This is a genomic window from Candidatus Villigracilis vicinus (genome assembly GCF_016702885.1).
Lineage (GTDB): Bacteria > Chloroflexota > Anaerolineae > Anaerolineales > Villigracilaceae > Villigracilis > Villigracilis vicinus.
This window is the reverse complement of the sequence record NZ_JADJDD010000022.1, coordinates 85,623-111,525: the sequence shown is the minus strand read 5'-3', so window position 1 is coordinate 111,525 and position 25,903 is coordinate 85,623. Positions and strand designations below refer to the sequence as shown.

The 25,903-nt window shown below is 52.2% G+C and carries 22 protein-coding genes, 1 tRNA gene and 2 pseudogenes; 2 read left to right on the top strand and 23 right to left on the bottom strand.

Going from position 1 to position 25,903, the window contains the following annotated elements; all coding sequences use genetic code 11:
- Nucleotides 1-20 precede the first annotated feature (20 nt).
- Genes IPG80_RS15040 through IPG80_RS15025 form a run of 4 tightly spaced genes read right to left on the bottom strand, consistent with a single transcriptional unit; the run spans nucleotide 21 to nucleotide 4,219 of the window.
- Nucleotides 21-1,508 (bottom strand): LCP family protein, encoded by a 1,488-nt coding sequence (locus tag IPG80_RS15040; RefSeq protein ID WP_345108219.1) that lies wholly within the window; start codon nucleotides 1,506-1,508, stop codon nucleotides 21-23.
- A 12-nt stretch (nucleotides 1,509-1,520) separates the two neighbouring features.
- Nucleotides 1,521-2,084, bottom strand: coding sequence for a HEAT repeat domain-containing protein (locus IPG80_RS15035; RefSeq protein ID WP_345108217.1), 564 nt, complete (start codon nucleotides 2,082-2,084; stop codon nucleotides 1,521-1,523).
- A 1-nt stretch (nucleotide 2,085) separates the two neighbouring features.
- Nucleotides 2,086-2,337, bottom strand: coding sequence for a Trm112 family protein (locus tag IPG80_RS15030; protein WP_345108215.1), 252 nt, complete (start codon nucleotides 2,335-2,337; stop codon nucleotides 2,086-2,088).
- Nucleotides 2,338-2,344: 7 nt separating this feature from the next.
- Nucleotides 2,345-4,219, bottom strand: coding sequence for a VanW family protein (locus tag IPG80_RS15025; RefSeq protein WP_345108213.1), 1,875 nt, complete (start codon nucleotides 4,217-4,219; stop codon nucleotides 2,345-2,347).
- Nucleotides 4,220-4,326: 107 nt separating this feature from the next.
- Here IPG80_RS15025 and IPG80_RS15020 point away from each other — a divergent pair, with 107 nt between their 5' ends.
- Nucleotides 4,327-5,112, top strand: coding sequence for a hypothetical protein (locus IPG80_RS15020; RefSeq protein WP_345108211.1), 786 nt, complete (start codon nucleotides 4,327-4,329; stop codon nucleotides 5,110-5,112).
- A gap of 41 nt (nucleotides 5,113-5,153) precedes the next feature.
- On the opposite strand, the gene IPG80_RS15015 is transcribed toward IPG80_RS15020, so the two are convergent.
- The 12 genes and pseudogenes from IPG80_RS15015 to leuD form a co-directional block, all read right to left on the bottom strand.
- Nucleotides 5,154-5,229: transfer RNA gene (locus IPG80_RS15015), tRNA-Asn, on the bottom strand.
- Between the two features lie 48 nt (nucleotides 5,230-5,277).
- Nucleotides 5,278-6,269 (bottom strand): annotated as a pseudogene (glpX, locus tag IPG80_RS15010) (class II fructose-bisphosphatase).
- 15 nt (nucleotides 6,270-6,284) lie between these two features.
- The gene (locus IPG80_RS15005; protein WP_345108209.1) at nucleotides 6,285-7,097 is read right to left on the bottom strand and encodes a phosphatidate cytidylyltransferase; all 813 of its coding nucleotides are present in this window, start codon (nucleotides 7,095-7,097) and stop codon (nucleotides 6,285-6,287) included.
- Nucleotides 7,090-7,836 (bottom strand): isoprenyl transferase, encoded by a 747-nt coding sequence (locus IPG80_RS15000; protein ID WP_345108207.1) that lies wholly within the window; start codon nucleotides 7,834-7,836, stop codon nucleotides 7,090-7,092. Before IPG80_RS15000 ends, IPG80_RS15005 begins: the two co-directional genes overlap by 8 nt.
- A 41-nt stretch (nucleotides 7,837-7,877) precedes the next feature.
- Nucleotides 7,878-8,399 carry a ribosome recycling factor gene (gene frr, locus IPG80_RS14995; RefSeq protein WP_345108434.1) on the bottom strand — a complete coding sequence of 174 codons (522 nt, stop codon included), beginning with the start codon at nucleotides 8,397-8,399 and terminating at the stop codon, nucleotides 7,878-7,880.
- Between the two features lie 210 nt (nucleotides 8,400-8,609).
- Nucleotides 8,610-9,326 carry a UMP kinase gene (gene pyrH / locus IPG80_RS14990; protein WP_345108205.1) on the bottom strand — a complete coding sequence of 239 codons (717 nt, stop codon included), beginning with the start codon at nucleotides 9,324-9,326 and terminating at the stop codon, nucleotides 8,610-8,612.
- A 57-nt stretch (nucleotides 9,327-9,383) separates the two neighbouring features.
- Nucleotides 9,384-9,989 carry a translation elongation factor Ts gene (gene tsf / locus IPG80_RS14985; RefSeq protein ID WP_345108203.1) on the bottom strand — a complete coding sequence of 202 codons (606 nt, stop codon included), beginning with the start codon at nucleotides 9,987-9,989 and terminating at the stop codon, nucleotides 9,384-9,386.
- A gap of 50 nt (nucleotides 9,990-10,039) precedes the next feature.
- On the bottom strand, nucleotides 10,040-10,912 hold the full coding sequence (rpsB, locus tag IPG80_RS14980; RefSeq protein ID WP_345108201.1) for a 30S ribosomal protein S2: 873 nt from the start codon (nucleotides 10,910-10,912) through the stop codon (nucleotides 10,040-10,042).
- Between the two features lie 228 nt (nucleotides 10,913-11,140).
- Complete coding sequence (locus IPG80_RS14975) at nucleotides 11,141-12,055, bottom strand: branched-chain amino acid transaminase (protein WP_345108199.1); 915 nt, start codon at nucleotides 12,053-12,055, stop codon at nucleotides 11,141-11,143.
- 17 nt (nucleotides 12,056-12,072) lie between these two features.
- The gene (leuB, locus tag IPG80_RS14970; RefSeq protein ID WP_345108197.1) at nucleotides 12,073-13,131 is read right to left on the bottom strand and encodes a 3-isopropylmalate dehydrogenase; all 1,059 of its coding nucleotides are present in this window, start codon (nucleotides 13,129-13,131) and stop codon (nucleotides 12,073-12,075) included.
- 79 nt (nucleotides 13,132-13,210) lie between these two features.
- On the bottom strand, nucleotides 13,211-14,773 hold the full coding sequence (gene cimA / locus IPG80_RS14965) for a citramalate synthase (protein WP_345108195.1): 1,563 nt from the start codon (nucleotides 14,771-14,773) through the stop codon (nucleotides 13,211-13,213).
- 59 nt (nucleotides 14,774-14,832) lie between these two features.
- Nucleotides 14,833-15,414 carry a 3-isopropylmalate dehydratase small subunit gene (gene leuD / locus IPG80_RS14960; protein ID WP_345108193.1) on the bottom strand — a complete coding sequence of 194 codons (582 nt, stop codon included), beginning with the start codon at nucleotides 15,412-15,414 and terminating at the stop codon, nucleotides 14,833-14,835.
- A 63-nt stretch (nucleotides 15,415-15,477) separates the two neighbouring features.
- Between leuD and IPG80_RS14955 the strand changes: the two genes are divergently transcribed.
- Nucleotides 15,478-16,194, top strand: a complete 717-nt coding sequence (locus IPG80_RS14955) for an HNH endonuclease (protein WP_345108191.1) — start codon at nucleotides 15,478-15,480, stop codon at nucleotides 16,192-16,194.
- Between the two features lie 3 nt (nucleotides 16,195-16,197).
- On the opposite strand, the gene leuC is transcribed toward IPG80_RS14955, so the two are convergent.
- The 7 genes and pseudogenes from leuC to IPG80_RS14920 all read right to left on the bottom strand — a co-directional run bounded on the left by leuC (nucleotide 16,198) and on the right by IPG80_RS14920 (nucleotide 25,752).
- Entirely contained in the window at nucleotides 16,198-17,607 is a 1,410-nt protein-coding gene (leuC, locus tag IPG80_RS14950) for a 3-isopropylmalate dehydratase large subunit (RefSeq protein ID WP_345108189.1), read from the bottom strand.
- Between the two features lie 93 nt (nucleotides 17,608-17,700).
- Nucleotides 17,701-19,335 carry a 2-isopropylmalate synthase gene (locus IPG80_RS14945; protein WP_345108187.1) on the bottom strand — a complete coding sequence of 545 codons (1,635 nt, stop codon included), beginning with the start codon at nucleotides 19,333-19,335 and terminating at the stop codon, nucleotides 17,701-17,703.
- Nucleotides 19,336-19,389: 54 nt separating this feature from the next.
- On the bottom strand, nucleotides 19,390-20,442 hold the full coding sequence (ilvC, locus tag IPG80_RS14940; protein ID WP_345108185.1) for a ketol-acid reductoisomerase: 1,053 nt from the start codon (nucleotides 20,440-20,442) through the stop codon (nucleotides 19,390-19,392).
- Between the two features lie 96 nt (nucleotides 20,443-20,538).
- Complete coding sequence (gene ilvN, locus IPG80_RS14935) at nucleotides 20,539-21,099, bottom strand: acetolactate synthase small subunit (protein WP_345108183.1); 561 nt, start codon at nucleotides 21,097-21,099, stop codon at nucleotides 20,539-20,541.
- Between the two features lie 38 nt (nucleotides 21,100-21,137).
- Entirely contained in the window at nucleotides 21,138-22,823 is a 1,686-nt protein-coding gene (gene ilvB, locus IPG80_RS14930; protein ID WP_345108182.1) for a biosynthetic-type acetolactate synthase large subunit, read from the bottom strand.
- 36 nt (nucleotides 22,824-22,859) lie between these two features.
- Nucleotides 22,860-24,530, bottom strand: a complete 1,671-nt coding sequence (ilvD, locus tag IPG80_RS14925) for a dihydroxy-acid dehydratase (RefSeq protein ID WP_345108180.1) — start codon at nucleotides 24,528-24,530, stop codon at nucleotides 22,860-22,862.
- A 312-nt stretch (nucleotides 24,531-24,842) separates the two neighbouring features.
- A pseudogene (locus IPG80_RS14920) lies at nucleotides 24,843-25,752 on the bottom strand (M20/M25/M40 family metallo-hydrolase).
- Nucleotides 25,753-25,903: the final 151 nt, after the last annotated feature.

Below are 25,903 nucleotides of genomic sequence, written 5' to 3'. Positions count from 1 at the left end.
TCTTGAAGGGGATTTTTTCATTATGGGATCGATCCGGCGATATCCGAACCGAGGCGTATCTCAATATCCACGTTCTGATTCGGGTCTGGGCTAAAACGGATCTGCCGATCAGAGATGCCGAACGCAGCTTGCATCCATTTGATCGTATAAAGTTTCGGACCATATACCACGATGACCGTCTGGCTGTAGACTTCGGGAGATGGCGCCACTTCCGTCACGGTCATGCCATAAGACTGGAATACCGCCCCCGCACGTTGATCCAAACCGGGAGTAAAGGTACCATCCATGATTCGCACGCGAGCTTCTTCCTGCTGCATTGCCTGAGCGAACAAATTCACATCGGTATACCCGATCGGAACTGCTACCGGGCTGGTGGGACCCGTGGATGTAAAAATTTCATCACGCAAGACGCGGATCTTATCCATTACAGGTTTAAGGATGCTGGCTGCCTCGCCATTAAGCACGGTGTTATCAAAGATCGCCATGCCTTGTTGAGGATCGATCACACCCGTACGGATGCTTTCCAGTGAAACCTCTCTACCAAGCATTGCCAGTTTGACTGCATCATCGAACGCCATATCGGTCTTGATGCCGTAGGACAGCTCGTTGTAAAGACGAGGCGCATTGCTGATAAATTGCGGGAAGTTATTCGTATCAAAAATGATGTCGGCTAACGCGAGCACAACTTCCTGCTGACGACGGGCGCGGTCGGTGTCACCGCCGGAGGTATGGCGATTGCGCGCATACGCCAGAACCTTCCAGCCCTGGCACAAGGGACGGTCGCCACCCGGGGTGAACACAACCTTATCCATACCAGGACCGATCGGGTCAAGGATCATTTTTTCACTGGGTTCCACATGAATACAGCCGCCGATATTGATCAATTCATCCACCATGCGGATGAAAACGTTGAAATCCACCTGCACATAATAGTGAACCGGAACGCCAAGGAACTGCGAAACGGTCTTCATGGCAAGCGCAGGACCGCCACCAGGGAGTTTTGCACCTTCGCCGCTCGGGTACGCAGTATTGATACGGCTATACCCAAAGCCAGGAATATTCACCCACATGTCGCGCGGAATGGATAACATCCCAGCCGTTTTACTAACTGGATCCACTGTGAAAAGTAGCATCGTGTCTGTACGCGGCGGACCCTGATTAGCTTCGAGGTCACGCGAGTCCAAACCGATGAAAAGGATGTTGATTCGGCTGGCACCATCCCAGGTGGGAGGCAGAACGTCAACGGGAACGGCTGCTTCCGGCGCAGCGGGCAATTCTGCGGTTTGCTGCGTACCGTCTGCATTTACTTCAAAGTTATCGCCCGAAGTCGTCACGCCGCATTGCGCAGGTGGAATGCCAGGCAATTCGGTGAAGGTCCAACACTGCACAAAATTACCGAGCAAGATATATACAGCGACCGCCAACGCAACCGTCACCCCCCAGAATATGATCTGGGGAATGGTCGGGCGCCCGATCTTTATGTTCTTTAGAAATTCAAATCTATCCATGTACCTGTTACCTCAGGGCTTAATATATACCATATCCAGACCAAGCCGTTCCAAACCCAACTGCGCCCAATATTGCAGCACAGCCGATTCTTCCTGAATACATTTCATCATTACAGGAATGGCGCGATGATCGCGAAGCTCTGAAAGCGCCCGCAGCGCCAAAATCCGGATGCCCGCCTCCCCATCCTGTGCCGCTTCGATCAGATTAGGCACAGCTGCCTTGCCTATTTTGACAAGGGCATTCGCCGCCAAACCCGCCGTAAGCGGGTCGCTGTCTCGCAGGGTTTGGGTCAACGCTGGGAGCGCTTCGTCGCCGGGGTGATGCGATAGCGCCAAAGCAGCGGCAGCTCGTACCTCCGGAGTGGCATCGCTTAGGAAGGGAATCAGATCCGAGGTTTGGGTGTGAGGCGAAGCGGCGAGGGCACGAATAGCCCACCAACGCGAATCGGAATCTGGAGAGCGGGAAAGGTCCAATAAGGTTGGAATCGCCGCCGCTCCCAGATCCACAATGGCTGGAATGGCATTTTCAGCGCGTTCATCGTCCCCGCTGACAAGCTCGGCGAACAGGTCGTTCATTTTATTTGGCAGGCGGAGGGACAGGCAATGCATCTTGCGCAGTGCTCACCCACTTGTCGCCTTCTTCGATCAACATGACGGGAATGTCGTCCACAATGGGATACTTGCGACCACAATCCTGGCAGATGAGCCAGGCATCTTTATGAAGAGTGAGCAAACCGTCTTTTTCGCGCACGCAATTGGGGCAGCGCAAGATCTCAAGTAATTCAGTACTGACCATAATGTCTCCTTGTTCGGGGAAAGATTGTACCATGCCGGTTTTATGAGCTTCCTGCACAAAGTTCGCTCTTTTTTGCCAGCTTCTTTGGGTCTTCGGTGCCAGGACCATATTGGCAGACCGCCGCCCAGGGTTCGTAATGGGTCTGGAACTGGTCTGTAAAATAGATCTGACCGTTGCGCCACACAGTGCGTGTTACGTTGACATCAGCGCCCTCGGCGGCATAGTCAACCTGCTTGATTTCGTTGACGCGCATATCCGGATTTTCTTCCAAAACCGGCTCCGGTGCAGGCAAAGTGTTCTGCGGACCGGTCGTCTCCCACGTCACAGAGCGTCCATCAGATGTGGAATAGATCTTCCACGTCAGAGTACGCGCTCCAACATCCACATAGGTTTCCATCAACATCCAATAGGGCGTGTCATTGGTGAATTTAAAGTCCACAAGAGGGACATATACCGTGGCGTCCATACCGGCAAACTGAGTATCCACATGACCGCTGGCATCCATTTCATAATACGGTACGCGGTAGGCATGCGAGTAACGCTCCACGACCGGGAAACCCGCAAAAAACACCGTACGGAACAAGGTTGTGCTCACCTGACACACGCCGCCGCCAACGCCTTTAATGGTCCGTCCGCCATAAATGATCAGCGCTTCTGCGTATCCGTTCTCCAGGCTGACATCACCCAGCACACTCCCCATGGAAAATGTTTGACCGGGAGCCACCAACAAGCCGTGGTATTGCGAAGCAGCGGTAACGATATTTTGAATACGCGCCTCACTGGAGCCATAGAAATACGTTGTTTGTGAAGCAACCAATTGGATGATTCCCAGTTCCGCGCCGTTGGCTTGGTCTGTCACCGCCGGCTGTTGTTCGGCAACGACAAGGTTGACGCTATGTTCACCACGCTGCAATGCTCCATTGATCGCGGCGATACTCGCTTCCACATCCATGACACGCCCAACGGAAGAATCAGAGATCGGTTCGATCTGCCCCCGGCTTTCATCAAAGACAAAGCGCGGCTCTTTCGGAGTCCGGTCCACCAAAACTTTCAGGTCGCTCAATGATTTCCGCAGGGCATTCGCATCCAAACCGACTTGCAACTGCGGCACGCCGCCCGAATCGATCATGTTGAATGCCAGCATATTTACGAGCACATTCACATCGAACGTCCACGGACCTGGGTCGTTGGAGCCGGTGTTCGGCAGGGTTACCGTGAAAGGCTGACTGAGCATTGTCCGCGCCAGGTCTGCCTGAGCATTTACATCCAACAGTCTTGGCGTTGTTTCCTGGATCACCAAAGGAACTTCGCCATCTCGAAAACTTTGCAATTGTGAGCCAAGGTAGATCAAGGTGGCATCGAGATTCAAAGAGCGTCCCACCCTGCCCGGTTCTGAGATCACATTTGTTCCTTCCAACCGCAAGACAGCTTCTGCAAGCGGCTGATCCACCTGTACAGCGAGGTTCTGCAAATAGGCATACGCTACACGCTGATCAAAGATCACCACCGGCGCAACATCTGCGCCAAGTCCACGCGCACTGATCTGCCTTGAAAGCGCGGTGAACATACCGCCCTTGCGTCCATGTTCATATGCCGCATTCGCACTGGCGGTCGGGTCGAAGACCATGCCCAATTCAGCCGGAGATGCCACCCACACCCGTTCACCATCGCGAAACAAAAGTTTGCCAGTGTTGGGGTATGAAAGCGTCTGGCTTAATTTCACAGCTGCTTCACCAGGCGATAGCCCTGAAAGATCCACGCCCGCCACAGACACACCCGGAAAGATGCGCCCTGCATAAGCTAGCTGATATCCGATCGTCCACACCAGGACGATACCAATAAACAATGCAAAACCGCCGCTCAATGCAGCAAGGAGTTGCCTGGGTAAATCGCGTTGCGGAATCAAAGCATTCATGGCAGGGATTATAACGAAAAAATGGGAGGCATTATGAAGAGTATCTTAGATTTGAATAAAAGTTTTTTCGGTACAATAAGTAAAACTTCAGATCGGATGGAATCAAAATGAATCGTGCCCGGACCTTAGCCCTAACCTGCCTACTGTTTCTTGTAGCTGCCTGTTCGCCCGCCTCACAATCTACGCCGGAGCTTGCCACAGCCGCCGGAGAACCTGCCCTCGCTGCAACTTCTACCGCTACTTCACTGCCTGCCACAGAAACCCTCACGCCCACACCCGTCCCACCAACTGAAACCCCAAGCCCTACGCCAACCATCACTCCCATCCCTACCGTTGAGAGTCTGAAAGCCACCGTCACCGCCGACAAACTCATTTGCCGCTACGGTCCCGGCGCAAATTACCTATATCTGATCGCGTTCAACAAATCCACGCCGATCCGTCTGATCGGACGTGCTCCCGGAAATAATTGGGTTTTGATCGAAAATGGACAGCAAGATTGTTGGGCAAATTCTGAATTCATTGCACTCAAAGAAGAAGGGGATCTCAAAGCGCTCATTCCGATGTATCCCGATGGATATAAGATCCCTGTCTCACCGTATTACGGACCAACCACCGTGCTTAATGCCAAGCGCAACGGCAGTGAAATCATCGTAGACTGGATCGAGATCATCGTTAGCCCGGGAAAATATGAGGATGAAAATATGTTCCCATATATTGTTGAAGTTTGGAGCTGCCAAAACGGCGAGATCGTCTTTGACACCATCGGCTCGCGTGTCCCCTTTATCACCTTCACTGATGAACCCGGCTGCTCCGAACCTTCACATGGGCGGGTGTATATTCAGGAAAAACACGGCTACGCCGGTCCGGCTGAAATTCCCTGGCCAGAGAATTAAGAAAACAAAAAAAGCCCTTGAAATTTCAAGGGCTTTTTTATTGGCTCCTGGCATAGGATTTGAACCTATAACCTAGCGGTTAACAGCCGCTCGCTCCGCCGATTGAGCTAGCCAGGAACGCGAGCGATATTATATGTATATGCCCCAGGAATGTCAAGCGGTAATCTAGTAGTGGACCGAGCTCAGATTGTCCAATTTATCTGTGGTGTGGGTGGCGTGGATCTGGCGTACTGTACCGGTCAGACCGCGCACGACCAGTGTATCGGTCGTGATGCTGTTCCCATAGTAGCGCACACCTTTGAGCAATTCTCCATCTGTGATACCAGTGGCAGCAAAAAGACGTCCTCAGAGGAGACAAGATCATCCATCGTTAGGACTTTATCGAAGTCGTATCCGGCTTCATGCCCGCGGCGCAGTTCGTCTTCATCACGTGCAAAAAGCTTTCCTTGAATTTCGCCGCCCATGGCTCGCAACGCACAAGCGGAGATTACCCCTTCGGGTGTGCCACCAATGCCAAATAGAACATCCACACCGGCGTCGGGCCAGGCGGTCATCAGTGCGGCTGCTACATCGCCATCGGGTATCTCGCGGATACGAGCACCCGCCTTGCGGATCTCTGCGATCATATCATCGTGGCGCGGACGATCAAGGATGATGGTGGTAAGGTCTTCCACCGCCTTCCCCTTTGCCTTCGCAATGGCATGCAGATTTTCAGTGATCGATTTTTCGATATTGATCTTGCCCTTCGCTTCCGGTCCTACAGCGATCTTATTCATATACAGGAATGGACCCGGATCGAACATCGTTCCGCGCGGAGCCAGTGCCACAGTAGCAAGCGAATTTGAGCGACCAAAGGCTAAAGGGCGGGTACCATCAATGGGGTCTACAGCAACATCCACGTCTGGTTTTGAGCCGTTGCCCACTTTCTCGCCGTTATACAACATCGGAGCCCGATCCTTCTCCCCTTCTCCGATGACAATGACTCCGTTCATATCTACTGTGCTGAGGATGAGACGCATCGCATTCACTGCCGCCTGGTCTGCCCCCTCTTTATCGCCGCGTCCCATAAAACGACCAGCCATCATCGCGGCTGCTTCAGTCACGCGCGCAAGTTCGAGCGCCAAATTACGAGTGGGTGTTGCGCCGAGAACTTTCATCTTATCCTCCAGTGTTTAGATGATAAACCAAGTGAGAAAATAAAACCCGATAGCTGCGCCCCATAACCATGAATCAATACGGTCAAAGAAGCCGCCATGACCAGGAATAATATCGCTCGAGTCTTTGATACCCGATTGACGTTTGATCATACTCTCACCAAGATCACCCAATGGCGGCAGGGAGCCAAGCAACAGACCAAGGAGTGCGCCCTGCCAAATGGTGATGCCATGAATATGGTTCCCATAGGTTTGGAATATCCAAACATAAAGCGCACCGGTATGGATGCCCGTAAAAACACTCGCAGCGTAGCCTTCCCAGCTTTTCTTGGGGCTAAGGCGCGGCGCCATTTTGTGGCTACCATACGCCCGTCCAATGGAATAGGCGCCGGAGTCACCCGCCCACACGCAAAACATCACAAGCATGAACCACCATCCACCTTCGGGCAGGTTACGCAAGTCCAGCAGGTAGGCGCCCATCCAACCGATATAGACAATACCGCCAACGGTGATAACAAAATCGAGCGCGGACTGGTCTCGTCCGCGCTCATAAGATACAAGATGTACTGCCATAGCCAAAAGGATGGCAATCGCAAAAGCGGGTTGGGCATATTCTGGGAGGAACATGCGCGCCAAAGTGACCACCGCCACTCCGCCCACCGTCACGATCATGTTTGGTTCAAATTTCACTGCACGGAATAAATGTACATATTCCCACGCTGCGCCGATGAGAAACGTTCCCATCAATAAATAATAAAGGATGCCGCCAAAAACAATGGCGGGCACCCCGATGACTGCTAAAGCAAGTGCTGTAATTAATCGTCTACGCATTTGATTCTTGTAATTCCCCTGAAGAAACTTTTCCGTAGCGCCTGTCACGGTTGGAGAAAGTCTCCAGCGCGCGGCGGTATTCTTCCTTATCAAAATCTGGCCAGAAAGTGGGTGTGATGTACCATTCTGAATATGCCGCCTGCCAGATAAGGAAATTGCTGACTCGCAACTCCCCAGAGGTGCGAATGATCAGGTCCGGGTCGGGCACACCAGCGGTAAAGAGATAACGATTGACCATTTCATCGGTCACTTCTTCAGCGGGGATCCCATCGCGAATGATGTTTTGAATGGCATTGACGATCTCATCACGCCCGCCGTAATTAAAGGCGACATTAAGAACAAGACGATCATTATTTTTCGTCAGTTCAATGGCATGCATGACCTTCTTTTGAATGGCAGGATCCAGTCTTTCCAAACGCCCAATGTGACGAAGTTGAACCCCTTCTTTGTGAAGTTCATTGAGTTCACGATCGATCACATTTTGAAGGATGAGCATTAGCCCGTTCACTTCCTCGGCAGGGCGTCCCCAATTTTCAGTGGAAAAGGCATAGATCGTCAGGTATTTAACACCAAATTCAACCGTGGACCGAATCACGCGGCGCAGGTTTTCAGTTCCGGCTTTATGCCCTGCCAGGCGCGGAAGTCCGCGCTGGATCGCCCAACGTCCGTTGCCGTCCATGATCATGGCAACGTGTTGGGGAATCTTTTCCAACGGAATGTTCAAGGGGGTGTCTGTCATAGGGTTGACCTTTTCAATGCCAGCGGCATCGAAGTGGCAGGCTAGACTTCCATGATCTCTTTTTCTTTGTTCTGCCCAAGTTTTGCGATCTCTTCGATGAATTTATCGGTGAGTTTTTGCAGGTCTTCCTCACCGCGTTTGAGGTCATCTTCCGTGATCAGCTTTTCCTTTTCGTACTCACGAATATCGTTATGCAGGTCGCGGCGAACATTGCGCACGGCAATACGCGACTCTTCAAGACGATGATTCATGTGCTTGACCAGGTCACGGCGGCGTTCTTCATTAAGCGGAGGCAGGTTCAAATGGATGACCTTGCCATCAGAATTGGGGTTCAAACCCAGTTCCGAAACGCGGATGGCTTTCTCAATATCTTTGAGCGAGCCGACATCGAAGGGCTTAATAGTCAGTGTGCGAGGTTCAGGCACACTGATGGAAGCCAAATTCTGAAGAGGGGTGGGAGTGCCATAGTATTCGACCGGAAGTTTTTCCACCAGTGCCGGGCTGGCTCGCCCTGTGCGAATGCCGTTCAGGTCGTCAACAAGGGATTGGATCGCGCCGTTCATGCGGGTATCGGCGTCTTTTAATAGGCTCTTGATTTCGTCAGTACTCACGATCTTCCTCCAAAAAAAGATTACATTACAAGGATACCTTAAAATAAGGATTTAGGCTATGGGACTGAAAAAACATTGATAGTTTATGAAAATTATGGAGAGACTCTCAAAACGAAAAGCCTCTCCCCTATGGTAAAGGGAGAGGCTTTTCGTTAAATTCAATTAACCGGCTACCAATGTTCCCACTGCTTCACCGTAAAGTGCGCTGGTGAGCGCCTTGGAATCCCATAAGTTGAGAACAAGAATGGGAAGGTTATTCTCCATACACAGGGTGATCGCGGTGCTATCCATTACTTCGAGACGGCGATTGAGGACTTCGATGTAGCTGAGCTGGTCGAATTTCTTTGCATCAGGGTTTTTCTTGGGGTCTGAGTCGTAGACACCGTCCACCTTGGTGGCTTTGATAACCACTTGGGCGTCGATCTCAGTAGCGCGTAAAGCAGCAGCGGTATCTGTTGAGAAGAAGGGATTACCCGTCCCGGCGCCAAAGATGACCACGCGGCGTTTTTCGAGGTGGCGGACAGCGCGTCGGCGAATATACGGTTCGGCGATGGCTCTCATATCAATGGCAGACATGACGCGGGTAAATACGCCCTGTCTTTCGAGGGCATCCATCAGCGCCATGGCATTCATAACGGTGGCAAGCATGCCCATGTAATCGGCAGTGGAACGATCCATGCCGCGCTCCAAACCCTGCTTGCCGCGCCATAGGTTACCTGCACCAATGACAACCGCAACATCCACGCCCATATCGTACACTTCCTTGATACGACTAGCGATCGATTCCGCTTCATTGACGTCAATGCCATAGCCCATTGAGCCGCCAAGCGCTTCACCACTTAATTTGAGCAGGATCCTTTTATATTTCAGTTCAGCCATTTTTACCTCCAAATCGAAATAGAAAAAAAGCCAACCCGAAGGCTGGCTTTTCTGAAACTAATGATTGATGCTTTCGCCGAGTTCCCAACGCTGGAAGCGTCGGACAATGATATTTTCGCCAATGGCAGCCACATTCTGGAGAATGAGCTTTTCGATGCTGATCGACTCGTCGCGGATATATGCCTGGCGCATAAGGCAGACCTCGTCCTTATATTTCTCCATGCGTCCTTCGACGATCTTCGGCATGACATTATCGGGCTTGCCTTCTTCTTTCGCACGAGCACGGGCGATCTCCGCTTCGTGTTCGAGTTCAGCGGCAGGGATCTCTTCAGCAACAATGTACTTGGGTGCGCTGGCAGCGATCTGCAAAGCGATCTCATGGGCGAGTTTGCGGAATTGCTCGTTGCGGGCAACGAAATCGGTTTCGCAGTTGATCTCAACGATCACACCCACACGCCCACCGCCGTGGGAGTACAGTTCCACAACGCCATTGGAGGCGTCGCGGTCGGCGCGCTTGGCGGCGGTAGCCATGCCTTTTTCGCGCAACCAGTCTACAGCCTTGTCAAAATTTCCGTCGGCTTCCTGCAGCGCTTTGCGGCAATCCAACATGGGGGCGTTGGTTGCAGCGCGCAGTTGCTTGATCATTTCAGTCGTAATTTCCATCGTAACTATCCTTAATACATTGCGTTCTTGGTGTGCAATTGCCTGGCTTATTAAGCAGCAGGGGCGTCGGCAGCAGGTTCGTCCGCTTTGGGGCTCAGCTTGGCAAGCGTGGACTTGCCCAACAGAGCATCATCACCCACTTGATCGTCGGTTTCGACAACCTTGCGGGCCGGGCGGGAAGACTTGACAGGCTTGGCATCGGCTTGTGCTTCAGCAGCCTTTTCAGGTTCATCGTCCTTGCGGGAAGCTTTGCCTTCTAGAACAGCATCTGCCATCTTGGAGACGAGCAGCTTGATGGCGCGGATGGCATCATCATTGGAAGGGATGACGTAATCAATGCTCTGAGGATTGCAGTTGGTATCCACCAAGGCAACGACGGGGATGTTCAACAGATTGGCTTCTTCGACAGCCGCATCTTCGCGTCCAACATCGACGATGAAGAGCAGGTCAGGCACACGCTTCATGGCGCGGACACCGCTGAGGCGGGATTGGAGGCGGGTGATCTCACGTTCGATCAGCAAGCCTTCCTTCTTGGTGAGACGGTTGATATCACCGCTGTCACGCAGTTTTTCGAGGCGCTCAAGTTCCTGGATACGCTTGAACATGGTGTTCCAGTTGGTGAGCATGCCACCCATCCAGCGTTCGGTGACGTAAGGCATGCCCGCGCGGACAGCTTCTTCCATCACGGTTTCCTGTGCCTGGCGTTTGGTACCTACAAAGAGCACGGTACCACCGTTGGCAACTGTATCACGGATGACCTGATAGGCATTGTTCGCCAACTTTACGGTCTGTTGAAGATCGAGAATATGAATGCCGTTGCGTTCGGTGAAAATGTACGGCTTCATACGGGGATCCCACTTGTTGGTGCGGTGACCGAAATGGACGCCGCTCTCAAGCAGGGCTTTCATGGAAATATTAGCCATGTTTCTCCTAAAATCCGCTCTCCGACACGCATCACGTGGTGGTGTGGAGCGGAATGAGTTTAGTGGGGTTGATGACCCACTCAGGGACGCTTGTGCCCGTCCCAGGCAGATTATGCCTTTTTCAAGGCGGCGGGATTATATCACAGGAATCGGACGATGGACCACGGACTGCAGACCATAAAACCTGCTTTCCACGATCCATCGTCAAATCCCTATATGAGTTATCCCCTACCCTACTAGATCACACCAAGCTTCGTACTTCGCGATCTTTCCACGGATCGCATCGTGATAGGTTTCCTGAATTTTGCGGGTGATGGGTCCGGTCTTGCCGTCGCCGATCTGGCGATAGTCAATTTTGCTCAAGCCGATCACTTCCGCTGCTGTACCGCAGACGAAAACTTCGTCGGCAATATAAAGCTGGTCGCGGGAGATTGGCGCTTCCTTAACTTCATAGCCAAGGTCTTGAGCAATGGTGGCAAGAGAAGAACGGGTAATGCCTTCCAACACCGGCGCAGTGGATGGTGTATAGATCACGCCATTACGCACAATAAAGAGGTTTTCACCCGTGCATTCAGCCACAAATCCTTGCGGATCCAGCATGATGGCTTCCTGGAAGCCATTACGCTCCGACTCGGTCTTTGCAAGGATGCTGTTCGCATAATTCCCGGCGATCTTGGCTTTGGTCATGGTCACGTTGACATGATGACGGGTAAAGGAAGAGATGTTTGCATGAATACCATTTACCAACGCATCGCCGCCAAGATAATTATTCCACTCCCAAACCGCGATCATCAAGGAGGGCTTTCCATAATCCACATTCAAGTTCCAGCCGCCGCCATCCAAATAAATGAGCGGACGCACATAGCAATCATTGAAACCGTTCGCGCGCACAGTATCTTTATGCGCTTTCATCACATCATCGAAACTCCACGGAAATTCCCGGAAGCCCAACACACGTGCTGAGTCAAACAAGCGTTTCACATGTTCACCCAGGCGGAAGATAGCCGGTCCCTTTGGGGTGTTATAAGTGCGGATGCCTTCAAAGACCGCCGCACCATAATGCAAAGCAGGCGTCAAAAAGTGCAATGTCGCCTGTTCGAACGGTACCATCTCCCCATTTTTCCAGATAAACTTGGATTCCATGCCCATAACATATTCTCCTATAGTCTTTGAATAATTTCATCCGCCATTTGACGGGTCGTTAACTTACCGCCGATATCTGCCGTACGCGCACCCGCTGTGACAGTTTCATCCACTGCTTTTTCAATGGCTGCGGCTTCGGTTTCCAATTTAAACGAGTGACGCAGCATCATTGCCGTGGAAAGGATCGTGCCGGTCGGGTTGGCGATGCCCTTGCCCGCAATATCTGGAGCGGAACCGTGAATCGGCTCGTACAAGCCGATAGTTGATTCGCCCAAACTGGCAGAGGGCAACATTCCCATTGAACCTGCCAAAACCGAAGCTTCGTCGGTGAGAATATCGCCGAACATATTCTCGGTGACGACCACATCCATCCACGCTGGTCCAGTGATCAAGCGCATCGAAGCGGTATCCACCAGCATATGCTCCAACTCAATATCCTTGTTCGCCTCACCTACCTTGACAGCGATCTGGCGCCACAAGCGGGAGGATTCGAGCACATTGGCTTTATCCACTGAGGTGACCTTTTTCTTGCGTCCGCGGGCGAGGTTGAAAGCAAGCTCCATCACACGTTTCACTTCGTAATCATAATATTCCAGTGTGTCCACCGCACGTTCGCGTCCATCTTTGATGTCGCGTCCCTTGGGGAAGCCGAAGTACAACCCACCCGTGAGTTCACGCACAACCAGGATATCCACGCCTTGTAATTTCTCCGGCTTGAGCGGAGACCATTCCATCAACGCCGGGTGGACTTTGACCGGGCGTAAATTGGCGAATACGCCAAGACCTTTGCGCAGGGCAAGCAATCCACGCTCAGGGCGGTCTTTGGCTTTGGGGTCGTCCCATTTCGGTCCGCCGACGGCGCCCAGCAAAACGGAATCTGAGGCTTGGCAGTCGGCAAGAGTCTCATCGGTCAGGGAAGAGCCGTATTTGTCGATCGAGCAGCCACCCATCAATCTTTCTTGAAACTGAAATGAGTGCTTATATTTGCTGGCAATTGTTTCCAGCACGCGCACGGCTTCAGCGACCACTTCGGGTCCGATGCCGTCGCCGGGGAGTAAGGTGATTTTGAATTTCAAAGGAGTCTCCTGATATGACCGCAGACGACCGACCGCTGACCGTTTTGTGGTCTGTGGTCGGCGGTCCGCCGTCGTGATTTTAATGCGCCACCATCAATCCATATTCGACAGAATCTGCCAACGCACGCCAACTGGCTTCAATGATATTCGTGCCTGCACCGACGGTGCTCCAGCGAGAGTTGGTATTGCGGGTGTCGATCAACACGCGGGTGATAGCTTCGGTACCATGATCTGAATCCAGGATGCGGACTTTGTAATCGGACAAATTGAATTTCATGATCTGCGGATAATAGTCTTTGAGCGCCTTGCGTAAGGCGAGGTCAAGCGCATTGACGGGACCATTGCCTTCAGCGGCTGTATGCAGCACTTCACCCTGCACGCGGACTTTGACCATTGCTTCTGCAAAAATGCCGCGTCCTTGTCTGTGTTCTACATTGACAAAGAAATCAATCAATTCAAAAGGCGGTTTGTAACCGTATTCCTGGCGCTTGAGCATGATCGCTACCGAAGCCTCGGCAGCTTCAAAGGAAAAGCCGCGCGATTCGAGTTCTTTGATCTCGTTGAGCACGGGCACGACTTCTGTGCCCTCAACTTCCAAGCCGTGTTCTTCGGCTTTGCTGAGCAGGTTGCCGCGACCAGAAAGGTCGGAAACCACCACACGCATTTTATTACCGATGAGTTCGGGTGCAATGTGCTGATACGAAATGGGAGAACGCCGCATGGCAGCCACATGAACACCGCCTTTATGCGCGAATGCCGATTTGCCGACAAAGGGCAAATGCTCGTCAGGCGTGAGGTTGGCAACTTCAGCTACAAAATGAGACAAGTCATACAAGTGTTGGATGTTGCCCTTGGGCAGGCATTGATAGCCCATTTTGAGTTCAAGATTCGCCACCACCGAACACAAGTTGACATTGCCACAACGTTCCCCCACTCCGTTGATGGTTCCCTGCACTTGAACCGCACCTTCACGGACAGCGGTTAGTGCATTGATAAGAGCCGTCTCTGAATCATTGTGTGGATGAATGCCAAACGGATGTTGAATCTGCGCCTTCATCTCGCGGATGATCTGTTCCACTTCCCACGGCATGGATCCGCCGTTGGTATCGCACAGCACGACCATTTCCGCGCCGCCGCGAATGGCGGCTTTCAGCGTTTCAAGTGCATAGGCTGAATCCGCTTTGTAGCCATCGAAGAAATGTTCGGCATCGTAGATGACACGCTTGCCATTTGCTTTGAGATAAGCAATTGAATCTTCAATGATGCGCAGATTGTCTTCGTAGGTGGTTTGCAAGACTTCGGTGACATGCAGAGTCCACGTTTTGCCGAAGATGGTGCAGACTGGTGTTCGCGAATCGAGCAGCGCTTTGATGTTGGCATCGTCCTCGGGTCCGCCTTTGACGCGGCAGGTGGAACCAAAGGCTGCGATGAGGGCGTTCTTCCATTGCATGTCACGGGCGCGTTCGAAGAACTCCACATCTTTGGGGTTCGAACCGGGCCAGCCGCCTTCAATGAAGGCAACGCCGAAATTATCCAGTTTTTGAGCAACGCGGACCTTGTCATTTGCCGAAAGGTTGAAGCCTTCGGATTGCGTTCCGTCGCGCAGGGTGGTGTCGTAGATTTGTATAAGGGGTAGTGTCATGTGTTGCCTTTTGGTGATTGGTAATTAGTAACTTGTAATTACCAATCACCAATTACTAATTACGCCTTTGCTTCAAAAGCCGCAATATCTTTCTCAAAACCCATGATGTAGCCGAGTTCGTCCACGCCGTTGAGCAAACAAGTCTTGTTGAATGCGTCGATCGGGAAGGTGAACGAGCCTCCGGGGAAGGAAACGGTTTGGGTGGCCAGATCAACTGTCAGCTCAGCGCGAGGCGCTTCTTCCAACAAGTCGAAGAGCATCTTGTGAGTCTCATCATCCACGATGATGGGAATGAGTCCGTTCTTCAACGAGTTGTTGCGGAAGATGTCTGCAAATGAGGTGGAGATGACGGCGCGGAAGCCGTAGCTGGTGAGTGCCCACGGCGCATGTTCGCGGCTCGAACCGCAGCCGAAGTTGTCTCCGGCTAGGAGAATTTGTGCGCCCTTTGACTCGGGCTTGTTGATAATGAAGTCTTCTTTCGGAGATTTATCATCGTTATAGCGCCAGTTGAAAAAGAGCGCGTCGGCGAGACCGTTCTTATCGGTCACTTTGAGGAATTGCGCAGGGATGATCTGGTCCGTGTCGATGTCGTTGACAGGGATGGCAAGTGCGCGGGAGGTGAGAGAAGTAAATTGTGCCATACATTTTCCTTATTGATTGATTTATACTTACCTTACATATTTTGCTCAAGGAGCGGACTTACGATGGCAATTGTGTATCAAGACGGTGTTGCAGGAAAGAATTGTGCAAATCCTGAATGTGGTTGGAAACCACTTAGTGAGTTTGCTCCAGCCAGATTATTTGGCTTGCCTGTTGGCGACGGATATAAATACCGTTGCAGGGAGTGTTTCCGAGCACAAGCCCGTGCCGAACGAGCAGCAAAAATCGAAGAGTACCGAGCAAGAGAACGCGAGTACGTTGAAGCTAACAAAGCACATTATCAAGAACTGAAACGCAAGCACAAAAGGGCAAATCCTGAAAAGTACCAAGAAGCTCTGGGGAAATATCGCGAAACTCACCGAGAAGAAATCAACATCAAAGCCAGAGAGCGACGTCAACAAGACTTGGAGCATTACCGTGAAATTGGACGAAAATCTCGTGACAAACATGCGGAAGAACGAAATGCTTATCAACGGGAGTACGGCAAAGCAAACCGAGACAAACTAACTTTATACACAAACAACCGTCGCGCCCGAAAACTTTTTGCTAAAGGCTCTCATACTGATGCAGAATGGCAAGCTTTGAAAGCTAAGTACAACTTCAAATGCCTATGCTGCGGAAAGCAAGAACCTGAGATCAAACTTACTCGTGATCATGTGCGTCCATTGATTCTCGGCGGCAGTGATTCTATTAACAACATTCAACCACTGTGTGCCAGATGCAATAGCAAGAAAAGCCTTCGACAAATTGACTATCGTTAGTTTCTACAGCAGAGTTCTTGGGTCAGTAACAACTCCATTGATAGCGGTTGCAGCAGCAGTAATTGGGCTTGCAAGAAAAGAGCGAGAACCTTTACCTTGTCTACCTTCAAAATTACGGTTACTTGTTGAAACAACATATTGCCCAGCAGGAACAAAGTCACCGTTCATTGAAATACATAACGAGCAACCTGCTTCACGCCATTCAGCGCCTGCTTCTTTAAATATCTTATCCAAGCCTTCTTGCTCGGCTTGCTTCTTTACATCTTGCGAACCGGGAACAACCATGAGACGAAGTCCATCTGCAACTTTCTTCCCTTTCAACATACCAGCAGCAAGACGCAAGTCAGAGATGCGGGAGTTGGTGCAGGAGCCGATGAAAACCACGTCTACTTTTTGACCGAGCAGCGATTGACCAGGCTGCAAGCCCATGTAGTTCATGGCTTTTTCGAAGGCGGCTTTTTGCGAAGGCTCACTAAATGATTCCGTAGTGGGAACGCGATCAGTGATCTTCATGCCCATGCCGGGATTCGTGCCGTAGGTGATCATCGGTTCGAGGTCAGCGGCATTGAGAACAATAGACTTATCGTACACGGCGCCTTCGTCACTGGGCAGGGTCTTCCAGTAGGCAACGGCTTTGTCCCAGTCTGCGCCTTGGGGAGCGAACTCGCGTCCTTTGAGATATTCGAAAGTGACTTCGTCGGGGGCGATCATGCCTGCACGTGCGCCGCCTTCAATGGACATGTTGCAGATGGTCATGCGTTGTTCCATGGTCAGCCCACGAATGGCTTCGCCGGTGTATTCGAAGACATGCCCCGTTCCCCCACCCACGCCGATCTTAGCGATGAGCGCAAGGATGATGTCTTTGGCAGAAACGCCGGGACCCAATTTGCCGTCCACGCGGACTTCGTAGGTTTTGGGTTTCTTCTGCAAGAGACATTGAGTCGCAAGGACGTGTTCAACTTCTGAAGTACCGATGCCGAACGCGAGTGCGCCAAATGCGCCATGTGTAGCCGTGTGACTATCGCCGCAGACGATGGTCATGCCGGGCTGGGTGCGCCCGAGTTCCGGTCCGATCACGTGGACGATACCGCGGTGCGGACTGGTCATGCCGTGCAGGGTGATGCCAAATTCAGCGGCATTGGTTTCCATCTGCTTGATCTGTGCGGCTGCCATTGCATCGGCAATCGGCACATCAATGGGAGTGGTTGGGATGGAGTGATCCATCGTTGCCAAAGTTTTGTCGGGGCGGCGAATTTTCAGCCCACGAGTGCGGAGTCCGGTAAAGGCTTGGGGAGAGGTTACCTCGTGAACGAGGTGCAGGTCAATGTAGAGGACGGCGGGAGCGCCTTCCTGCTCGGTGACGACGTGAGAGTCCCAGATTTTTTGAAAGAGTGTTTTTGGTTGATTTGCCATATTCGATACCTTGTTAAATTTTTTTTATTCCATAATGATTTGACCGTAGACCGACGACTGCTGACGGCGGTCAATGGTCAGTCGTCGGCGGTCTTATCCCAGCATCACCCCAAGATCGTTCGGCGTTTTGCCTTTGCCTTCGGTTTGGGCGATGATGAGTTTGTTCAACGCGTTGATGTATGCCTTGGCGCTGGCGACGATGATGTCAGAATCTGCGCCATGTCCGCCGTAAACGCGCTTGTATTCCACTTCACTTTGCGCATCCATGGTGGTGGAACCGCCTTCGTTTTGAATACGGACTGTCACTTCACCAAGTGCGTCAATGCCCTCGGTAATGGCGTGAATGTTGAACTCCAGCAATGTACAAGGAACATTCACGATCGCATCAATGGCCTTATAGGTTGCATCCACAGGACCAGTACCGATGGCAGCAATGGTGTGAACAACGCCGTCAGGTCCGCGTAAACGGATGGTGGCGGTGGGCATGCCCACTGTGCCGCTGGTCACTTGTAAGCCATTCAACAGATACACATCACGCGGCTTGTAAAACTCATCGGCAACCAAGGCTTCGAGGTCGAGGTCGGTAATGACCTTCTTGCGGTCGGCAAGTTCTTTGAAGCGCGCGAATGCCTTATCAAGTTCAACATCATCGAGCGAGTGCCCCATTTCCGCCAGACGGTTGCGCAGCGCGGCACGACCGGAATGTTTGCCCAGCACCAGGTTGGTCTGATTCACACCCACATCTTCGGGGCGCATGATCTCGTATGTGCTTTGGTGTTTCAGCATGCCATCCTGATGAATACCGGCTTCATGCGCGAAAGCATTTGACCCAACGATGGCTTTATTCGGTTGCACAACGATACCGGTGTAATTGCTAACCAGTTTCGAGATGCGCGAGAGTTGCTGAGTCTCAATCCCAGTTTCCAAGCCAAAGACCGGGTGACGCGTTTTCAACGCCATCACTACTTCTTCAAGCGAGGTGTTGCCCGCGCGTTCACCGATTCCGTTCACGGTCACCTCGGCTTGACGTGCTCCTGCGCGGATGCCCGCCAGTGTGTTCGCGGTGGCGAGTCCCAGATCATCGTGGCAATGCACAGAAACCGTGATCCCATCATGCATGCCCGGCGTATTTTTGATGATGCCATCGATCAATTTGAAAAATTCATCGGGGGTGGTGTAGCCGACTGTATCGGGAATATTGAGCGTGGTTGCACCGGCTTTGATAGCTTCACCCAACACAACATATAAGAATTCAGGCTCAGAACGTCCGGCATCTTCAGGTGAGAACTCAACGTCCGCGCATAAGGAACGCGCATACGTCACCATTTCAGAAACACGCTGCACCACATCTTCGGGATCCATCTTCAACTTGTGCTTCATATGGATTGCCGATGTAGCCAGGAACGTGTGAATGCGCGGCTTCTTCGCTCCTTGCACGGCTTCCCATGCCTTATCGATATCGGGCTTATTGGCACGAGCCAAGCCAGCGATGACGGGAACCTTCGCATCAGGACTTCCATTGGGCGGGTTGCCCACTTCGAGCGCGATCCGGCGGACGGCTTCCAGATCATCCGGCGAAGCAGCAGGGAAGCCAGCTTCGATGATATCCACGCCGAGGCGGGCGAGGTTGTACGCCACTTCCAATTTTTCGGCAGAGGTCATCGTTGCGCCGGGAGATTGTTCGCCGTCTCTCAAGGTTGTATCAAAAATTTTGACGTAGTTAGACATATATGTCTCCACATCAAATACCGAATATCGAGTATTCGAGTATTCGATATTCGGTTACTTCTTCCAATTTTCAGGGCGCAGCGAACGAACAGCGGCACCAGCACGCCACATTTCCGAATCGCGGATGGCGGCGAGTTCCACTTCGAGCTTGGCACGATAATCGGGCTGGCTGTTGGCTTCGAGGGTAATGCGGGCTTCGTTACCGGTCGCAACGCTTTCATACAAGTCTTTGAAGACGGGTGCAGTTGCATCACGGAACTTGTCTTTCCAATCGAGTGCGCCGCGCTGAGCGGTGGTCGAGCAGTTGGCATACATCCAGTCCATACCGTTCTGTCCAACGAGGCGGATGAGGGATTGAGTTAACTCTTCTACTGTTTCGTTGAAAGCTTCAGAGGGAGAATGTCCATGTTTGCGGAGTTCGTTGTACTGGGCTTCCATCACACCTGCGAGAGCCCCCATGAGAATACCGCGTTCGCCTGTAAGGTCAGAGAGTACTTCATTTTCGAAGGTAGTTGGGAAGAGGTAACCCGCACCGATGGCGATACCCAACGCAATGGTGCGGTCTTTTGCCTTGCCGGTTGCATCCTGGTGGATAGCGTAGCTGGCATTGATACCAGAACCTTCCAGGAAGTTAACCCGCACACTGCGTCCAGAGCCCTTGGGGGCAACCAAAGCCACATCTACGTGCGGAGGCGGGATCACTCCAGTGTCATCCTTGAAGGTGACAGAGAAGCCATGAGAGAAGTAGAGCATATCACCTTCATTGAGGTGTTCCACGATCGCGGGCCACTGTGAACGCTGACCGGCATCTGAAAGTAAATACTGAATGACAGTGCCTTTTTCTACCGCTTCTTCCACTTCGAAGAGAGTCTTGCCGGGAACCCAGCCATCGGCAATGGCTTTATCCCAATTAGACGTACCCTTGCGCTGGCCGACAATGACGTTAATGCCGTTGTCGCGCATGTTCATTGCCTGAGCCGGTCCCTGCACACCATAGCCGACCACAGCCACTACTTCATTCTTCAAGACTTCACGCGCCTTTTCAAGCGGGAATTCATCGCGGGTAACAACATCTTCCACCACACCACCGAAATCGATCTTAGCCATTTTTTATTCTCCTGATTTTGTTTAAAGTTTTTGATTACAAGTTGAAGGTTGCAGGTTTCGTTATTTCTGCGAGCCTCATTTTGACTTTTTCAGTCTTTACGGCGCCATGACCGCCATATCCATCACGTCTTCATAACGGCGCCCATCCAACCCGGGCATACGGCGAATGCCGTCGTTGTTGCCGCGTGTCATCGAGATCTGACCGGTGCGCACCATTTCCATGATACCGATCGGGCGCAGAAGCTCGATCATGCCTTCGATCTTATCTTCGGTGCCGGTGATCTCCACGATGACAGACTCAGGGGCAACGTCCACAATGTGGGCGCGGAAGATCTCGGCGAGTCCGTTCACTTCTGCGCGGCGTTCCGGTCCGACCTTGACCTTGATCAGAGCCAGGTCACGGGTTACAGAAGGCTGGCGGGTGACATCCTGCACATCGATCACGTTAACCAATTTATATAAATTGGCTTCCAGTTTATGCGCATCCATGTCCCCATTGGGGCAATCGACCACGATGGTCATGCGCGAAACTTCAGGGTTTTCGGTACGTCCTACCGCCAGAGATTCGATATTGAAGTTACGGCGGCGAAACAGTGAAGAAACACGGTTCAACACGCCAGGTTTGTTCTCAACTAATGCAATGAAGGTGTAGTTCATTTTTCTCCTTTGATAAGGGACAAAGTCCATTATCGTTTTTACGCTTTTTCCGGTCTCTGCAGCATTTCGTGAAGGGCTGCACCGGCGGGAACCATCGGGTAGACCGCATCTTCACGTTCCACTTTGAATTCGAGCACCGTCGGTCCTTTGATGCTGCGCGCCCAGGCAATGGCTTCGTCTACTTCTTCGCGCTTGGTCACGCGGCGGGCGGGTACGCCATGCGCCTCTGCCAGTTTGACAAAATCTGGAGTGACCATATTCACAGCTGAATAGCGCTTCTCAAAGAAGAATTCCTGCCACTGACGGACCATGCCAAGAAAGTTATTATTCATGATGGCAACTTTCACATTCGCGCCTTCCTGAACGGCAGTGGTCAATTCAGCAGCCGTCATCTGGAAACCACCATCCCCAGCCACAGCCCAGATCTCCTGATCTTTCGCCGCAAACCAGGCACCAATGGCGGAAGGCAGACCGAAGCCCATCGTACCTGCACCGCCGGAGGTGATCCAACGGTTTGGCTTGTCGAGCTGGTAATACTGCGCTGTCCACATCTGGTGCTGTCCCACATCGGTGGTGACGATCGCGCCGCCGCCGGTCGCCTTCCAGATATCTGCAATAAGATGAGCCACATAGAGCTTGCCATCATTATTCCAATTCATAATGCTGCGTTTATCGGCTTCGGATTTCCAGCCATTGATCTCAGACTTCCAATCCTCATGGTCATATTCATCCACCATCGGGATGAGATCGTTCAGGACGGTTTTCAGGTCGCCCACCAAAGGGACGTCCGCATAGACGTTCTTGTGTAATTCGGACGGGTCGATCTCGATATGAATTTTCTTCGCGCGTGGCGCATAGGTCTTGAGAGTGCCGGTCACACGGTCATCGAACCGCATACCAAAAGCAAGGATCAAGTCAGAATTCTGGATCGCCATATTCGTATGCACTTCGCCGTGCATACCCATCATGCCAAGGCTTAATTCATGCGAAGACGGGAACGCGCCCAACCCTAACAACGTGCTTGCCACCGGGGTTTGCGTTTTGACTGCGAACTGAAGCAATTCCTGCTCCGCTTTGGACATCAGCACGCCGTGTCCACACAGGATGATGGGCTTCTTCGCCTTCTCAAGCAATTTCACCGCATCATCCAAAGATGGACGCGGCGCATGCATCACCGGCTGGTAGCCGGGTAGTTTTACTTCGTCCGGATATTCGAACTCGCAAGATTCGATCTGAGCGTTCTTGCAGATATCGATCAAAACGGGTCCCGGTCTGCCGCTTTTGGCAATGTAAAACGCCTCACGAATCGTCTCCGCAATTTCATCTGCACGGGTCACCAGATAGTTATGCTTCGTGATGGGCAGGGTGATCCCTGTCACATCCGTTTCCTGGAAGGCGTCGCCGCCGATGAGATGAGCCGCTACCTGCCCGGTAATGAAGACCACGGGAACCGAATCCATCATGGCTGTGGCAATACCAGTCACCAAATTGGTTGCACCAGGACCCGAAGTAGCCATTGCCACCCCGACCTTGCCGGAAGCCCGCGCATATCCATCTGCCATGTGCGCCCCACCCTGCTCATGCCGCACCAACACATGATGAACCGGATAGCTCAACATGGCATCGTAGATCGGCATATTTGAACCACCCGGATAGCCGAACACCACCTCCACGCCTTCGCGTGTGAGACATTCCCAAACAATTTCTGCACCTGTCTTTTTCATTCAATAATTCCTTTCAAATTCTGCATTCTACATTTTTCAATCTGAGCTCAAAACCGCTCCGGTATCCGCACTGGTTACAAAATGAGAATAGCGCTTCAACCACTTGGATTTGACGTTGGGCTGGAAGGGAGGCAATGCCGCAAGCCGGCTCTGGATCTCCGCCTCGTTTAACTTGACGTTGAGCGTACGCGCCACCAGGTCAATTTGGACAAGGTCCCCAGCCTGTAGCGCCGCGATCGGACCACGCGCCGCAGCCTCTGGTGAAACGTGACCAATACATGCGCCGCGTGTGCCGCCACTGAAACGTCCATCGGTGATGAGCGCGACCTTATCACCAAGTCCCTGCCCCATGATGGCAGATGTGGGCGAAAGCATTTCCTGCATGCCCGGTCCGCCTTTGGGACCTTCATAACGTACCACGACACAATCGCCAGCCTTAACCTTGCCCGCGAGGATTCCAGCCATTGCCTCATCCTGTGACTCGAAGATGACAGCCGGTCCTTCAAACTGCATCATCGGGGCACTCACGCCGCCGACCTTCACCACCGCCCCATTTGGTGCAAGGTTGCCGAACAAAATGGACAAACCGCCGCGCTTGGAGTGGGCATTTTCATAACGTCGAATGACTTCTTCATCCTGAATATCTTTGCCTTGAATCGATTCCCCCAATGTCTTGCCAGTGACTGTTATACGGTCCAAATGCAGCATCCCCGTCCCCCGTTGTACTTCGTTCAAGATCGCCGGGATCCCGCCTGCACGATGCACATCTTCCATATGCCATTTACCTGCCGGGCTCACTTTACAGATATGCGGCACCTTGTCTGCCACAGCATTGATGCGGGTCAACGGATAATCCACACCGGCTTCGTTGGCTAATGCCAGCGTATGCAGCACCGTGTTAGACGAGCCACCCATGGCCATATCCAGGGCAAAAGCATCGTCGATGGCGTCGGCGGTGACAATGTCACGCGGCTTGATATCACGTTCGATCAAGGTCATGATCTGAGCCGCTGCTTGTTTTGCCAGGGCTTCACGTTCGGGTGTCTTCGCCAGCGCAGAGCCGTTATATGGCAGAGCCAACCCCAACACTTCCATGAGGCAGTTCATCGAGTTAGCGGTGAACATCCCGGAGCAGGAGCCGCAGGATGGGCAGGCAAACTTCTCGAGCGTCAGGAGGCGCTTTTCGTCGATCTTGCCCGCAGAAAAAGCACCCACTCCTTCAAAGACGGAGATCAAGTCAAGCGTTTCGCCTTCGGGGGTCATGCCGGCTTTCATCGCGCCACCCGAAACAAAAATGGTCGGCACATTCACGCGCATGGCAGCCAGCAGCATGCCCGGTACGATCTTGTCGCAGTTCGGAATGCAGACCATCGCGTCAAAGCGATGTGCTTCCATCATGGTCTCCACACAGTCGGCGATCAACTCACGCGAAGGCAGTGAGTATTTCATACCCATGTGACCCATCGCCACGCCATCATCCACGCCGATGGTATTGAACTCGAACGGGACACAACCCGCCGCGCGGACGGCTTCTTTCACTAATTTGCCGAATTCCTGCAAATGCACATGACCGGGCACAACGTCTACATACGAATTGACGATGGCAACGAAGGGTTTATTGAAATCCTCGTCCTTCAAACCGGTGGCACGTAACAATGCGCGGTGTGGCGCTTTTTCGTACCCTTTTTTTACTGTATCTGAACGCATGTTTCTCCTTGATACCCATCTCCCCTCAGAAGAGGGAAAGGGTGAGGTTTGGGTATAAAAAGAGCCGCCCGTGGTTAGGGCGGCTCTCGTTCTTACTCAGTGGTCTATCTTACTCTCACCGCAGCCATCCTAACCGAAAATAATCCTTTAATAATAAGGACTACAATAAGGACGACAATAAGCGAGAGGTTGAACAACATATTCATGAGGTTTGACTTCGCCCGATTATAGGCGGAAACGGAAATCCGTCAAGAGCAATTTTTTCCGTTTCGGCAAAAAGGAACGATTACATTTTGTCCTTCAGGAATGTGCTCAGCTAGTCAGTTTCTCCAAAGCCGCACTTAAAACATCCACTGCTTTACGATAATCCTCCAAATAGATATGTTCATTTGGCGTATGATCCAATGCCGAATCACCGGGACCATACACCACAGCCGGGCAGCCCCACACCGGAGCGACGATGTTCAAGTCCGCAGTTCCTGTTTTGTAGACGAAACGCGGCTCACCGCCCTGCGACCTGATGCCACTTAAGAAGCTTCGTACCAGGAGGGAGTTCTTCTCACACTTCCATGCCGGGACGGGGAAGCCTATTGGTTCTATAAAGACCCTAAAGGTCTCAGAGACCTTTAGGGTCTCATTTAATATTTGATACCAATCTTCCGGCGAGACTTCCACCGGCAAACGCACACCGATCTTCAACCTGGCCCACTGTTCAAATTCATTCGAGTCTGAATCCATGCCGCGCAACGTAAGCAGAAGTTTATCGAAAACCTTTTGCCTATCCGCATTATACAGATCAACATAGGCTTTGACTTTCAACCACGTTTCAATCGCCGCTTCAGCCGCTGTCTCTTCACCGCTTGCCGTATGAGCCTGCCCGCGTTTGATGGTTACATGTGCCCACGCGCTGCCTTTGTATCCAAGCGAAACTCGATCCCATTGATTCGGTTCGCCGATGATGGCGAAGTCTGGTTTGTATTGCTGTAGCGACAAACCGCGCCCCTTCCGAATCGCGTTCCTCTTCCACCGCGCCGATGACTACAAATTGCCAGCCATCCTTCGCACCGACCTTTGCCACCGCATCCACAAAACTCGCCAGCGGACCTTTGGCATCTACCGAGCCGCGACCGTAGAGCAAGTCTGAGACTTGCTCTACTTTAATTTCACCTGGCACCGTATCAATGTGCCCCAGCAGAACCACCTGCTTCGTCCCCTGCCCCATCACACCGACAGCATTGCCAGCCTCATCCATAAATGCGGCGTCATATCCCAGTGACTTCATCCGCGCCACCAGCCATTCCACCGCGCCGCTTTCCTGCCCTGAGGGACTGTATTGGGAGATGAGACCGATAAGTGTTTCGGGAGATTGGTAA

Coding starts and splice junctions, on each gene's coding strand:
- ilvD (WP_345108180.1), bottom strand. CDS start 24,530: ATGCGTTCAGATACAGTAAAAAAAGGGTACGAAAAAGCGCCACACCGC.
- ilvN (WP_345108183.1), bottom strand. CDS start 21,099: ATGAACTACACCTTCATTGCATTAGTTGAGAACAAACCTGGCGTGTTG.
- leuD (WP_345108193.1), bottom strand. CDS start 15,414: ATGGCACAATTTACTTCTCTCACCTCCCGCGCACTTGCCATCCCTGTC.
- leuC (WP_345108189.1), bottom strand. CDS start 17,607: ATGGCAAATCAACCAAAAACACTCTTTCAAAAAATCTGGGACTCTCAC.
- IPG80_RS14945 (WP_345108187.1), bottom strand. CDS start 19,335: ATGTCTAACTACGTCAAAATTTTTGATACAACCTTGAGAGACGGCGAA.
- IPG80_RS15000 (WP_345108207.1), bottom strand. CDS start 7,836: ATGACAGACACCCCCTTGAACATTCCGTTGGAAAAGATTCCCCAACAC.
- pyrH (WP_345108205.1), bottom strand. CDS start 9,326: ATGGCTGAACTGAAATATAAAAGGATCCTGCTCAAATTAAGTGGTGAA.
- IPG80_RS15005 (WP_345108209.1), bottom strand. CDS start 7,097: ATGCGTAGACGATTAATTACAGCACTTGCTTTAGCAGTCATCGGGGTG.
- tsf (WP_345108203.1), bottom strand. CDS start 9,989: ATGGAAATTACGACTGAAATGATCAAGCAACTGCGCGCTGCAACCAAC.
- frr (WP_345108434.1), bottom strand. CDS start 8,399: ATGAACGGCGCGATCCAATCCCTTGTTGACGACCTGAACGGCATTCGC.
- ilvC (WP_345108185.1), bottom strand. CDS start 20,442: ATGGCTAAGATCGATTTCGGTGGTGTGGTGGAAGATGTTGTTACCCGC.
- IPG80_RS15030 (WP_345108215.1), bottom strand. CDS start 2,337: ATGGTACAATCTTTCCCCGAACAAGGAGACATTATGGTCAGTACTGAA.
- ilvB (WP_345108182.1), bottom strand. CDS start 22,823: ATGAAAAAGACAGGTGCAGAAATTGTTTGGGAATGTCTCACACGCGAA.
- rpsB (WP_345108201.1), bottom strand. CDS start 10,912: ATGGCTAATATTTCCATGAAAGCCCTGCTTGAGAGCGGCGTCCATTTC.
- cimA (WP_345108195.1), bottom strand. CDS start 14,773: ATGACACTACCCCTTATACAAATCTACGACACCACCCTGCGCGACGGA.
- IPG80_RS15025 (WP_345108213.1), bottom strand. CDS start 4,219: ATGAATGCTTTGATTCCGCAACGCGATTTACCCAGGCAACTCCTTGCT.
- IPG80_RS15035 (WP_345108217.1), bottom strand. CDS start 2,084: ATGAACGACCTGTTCGCCGAGCTTGTCAGCGGGGACGATGAACGCGCT.
- IPG80_RS15040 (WP_345108219.1), bottom strand. CDS start 1,508: ATGGATAGATTTGAATTTCTAAAGAACATAAAGATCGGGCGCCCGACC.
- IPG80_RS14975 (WP_345108199.1), bottom strand. CDS start 12,055: ATGGAATCCAAGTTTATCTGGAAAAATGGGGAGATGGTACCGTTCGAA.
- IPG80_RS15020 (WP_345108211.1), top strand. CDS start 4,327: ATGAATCGTGCCCGGACCTTAGCCCTAACCTGCCTACTGTTTCTTGTA.
- IPG80_RS14955 (WP_345108191.1), top strand. CDS start 15,478: ATGGCAATTGTGTATCAAGACGGTGTTGCAGGAAAGAATTGTGCAAAT.